A 1,559-nucleotide genomic window follows, 5' to 3' on the forward strand; every position below is an offset into this window, starting at 1 on the left:
GGTTTCACCGCCTGGACAAAAAACATCAGCGGATTTTCCTGGTCACTTGTTTGGCGAGGATGAAAATTCTCTTTGCGCGTGGGTCGATTTGACACGAGAGGCAGTCTCTTTCTCGAACTGTTTAATTAAAGCCAAAATGGAAATTGATAACACCATTACTCACCTAAGAGTTATCGATTTTATCTCTAATGATGAACGATTCCAAGATGTGCATAATTATGCAATGCAGCTTGAAATGTATCACAATCAAATTTATGCAGACTTGGAATATACACTATCAGCTTTAGAAGATCTAGATTTCACCGCCTGATGAGTCCTAGCCGGTAAAGGACGAAACTTTCCCCTTACACCTGGGGGGAAGTCGCGGATAACCGGGTGATTCCCACCGCATTGATAACTAGCCCCCCCGAATTGAAATGGGAGGTTTCCCTCCCCAACCTGTTACTGGGGGCAGAAGTCAATAATTGCTTCTAGCCGGGTTCCAACCCCGGCTAGATTCTAGGGAGATTTGTTCCCCCAGATAGAATGGGCGAGAGCCGTAACAGCTTCGTGGGAACGATTAACCACAACACTAGAGGTTAAAAATGAATAGTTTAATTGTAGGCCTTGATGTTAGCTCATCGTGGTGCGATGCCGTGTGGCTAGAATTTATGCCAGCGGGTGCGTTGCGGGATTTTTACGAGTCTCCCGCATTTGCTGAGTGCCACCGAAAGCTAGAAGCAAATGCAAAGTCTATCCAGTTTCTTGTGTCTTTGGAGCCGTCTGTGGTGATATTAGAGCCGACCCGAACTTATAGCAGATTCTGGATTGACTGCTTACATCGGGAGGGAATCCCTGTGCTGAAAGTAGATCAGACGATGATTAAGGACACTCGGAAAAGCTATGGGGGAACGTCTAACAAGTCTGACCCCTACGATGCTTTGCTCATGGTTGCCACATACTTCCAGCATTACCAAATTGCCTACGATCGCAGGTATTGGGTAAGGGAGCGGCCGCCAGAAGTAGCGAAAATTGAACAATGCCTAAGAGATATTGGGTCATTCAACAAGCCCCGCACCCAAACGATAAACCAAGCCAAGTCTCGACTGGTCTATGAGTTTCCAGCCAAAGCAAAAGTTAGAGTTAAAAAAGAATCTGGGAAATTAGACCCGGACAAACTGCCGGCGTGGTGGGGTTGGGCTTGTGGCTGGACTTCCCAAGGTAGTTGGGAAATTCCCAAAGGGATTAAAACCAAGTTTGACAATGAATACGCGAAGGCGATCGCGGCGGGGGAAGGCACGGGGATTAGTGAAGTAACAGCGCGACTAGCCCAACAGATTTGTATGTGGCATCAGTCAGAGGCAATGGTAGAGCAAGAGCTACTAAGCTATCTGAACCTACCAGAGTTTGATTGCTACCATCGGGTGTTTGACAAGTTTGGTTTTGGCTGCCGGGAACGAGGCTGGCTACTTACTCGGTGCGTTCCGTTTGATGAGATGTTTAAATGCCTTCCCAAGTCTAAGGCTATGAGACGATTTCGACAGCTTTGTGGTTTGGGGGCTACTCAAGTGCAATCTGGA

The 1,559-nt window shown here is 47.3% G+C and carries 2 protein-coding genes; both read left to right on the top strand.

Annotation, left to right across the window (positions count from 1 at the left end; all coding sequences use genetic code 11):
- Positions 1-310: hypothetical protein (locus tag P5674_RS24555; RefSeq protein WP_315670386.1), on the top strand; the 310-nt coding region annotated here is incomplete at its 5' end.
- A 274-nt stretch (positions 311-584) separates the two neighbouring features.
- Positions 585-1,559: IS110 family transposase (locus P5674_RS24560; RefSeq protein WP_315643222.1), on the top strand; the 975-nt coding region annotated here is incomplete at its 3' end.

This window comes from Limnospira sp. PMC 289.06 (assembly GCF_032350395.1).
GTDB classification, from domain to species: Bacteria; Cyanobacteriota; Cyanobacteriia; order Cyanobacteriales; family Microcoleaceae; genus Limnospira; species Limnospira platensis.